General features: G+C 49.6%; 1 pseudogene. It reads right to left on the bottom strand.

What is annotated here, in order from left to right:
* Positions 1-263: pseudogene (locus PZC42_RS24680) on the bottom strand (glycosyltransferase); the annotation flags it as partial.
* Positions 264-272 lie beyond the last annotated feature (9 nt).

The following is a 272-nucleotide window of genomic DNA, read 5'->3' as shown; positions in this document are numbered from 1 at the left end:
GCTTCAACCAAGCTACGTGCATTTTTCGTTTGGTGATCGTTCGTCACATATGGACTTGGAATCAGAACCATTGGCTTACCCAATGCCGTTTGTTAGGCCAAACTTGTGGCTCCGGCACGACCAACAACCAAATCAACAACCGGCATCAATTGTGGCATGTTGCCGATGTAAGGTACCACAGCAATGTTCTCAGCTGGTACGACCCCACCAGCACGTAGATCCGCTTGCACGTCATCATAACGCTTGCCACCCGTAACGAAGATGACTTGGTA

It is taken from the genome of Isoptericola croceus, from assembly GCF_029382255.1.
GTDB classification, from domain to species: Bacteria; Actinomycetota; Actinomycetes; order Actinomycetales; family Cellulomonadaceae; genus Isoptericola; species Isoptericola croceus.
The sequence above is the reverse complement of the archived record's forward strand: the minus strand, read 5'-3'. Positions and strand labels throughout refer to the sequence as shown.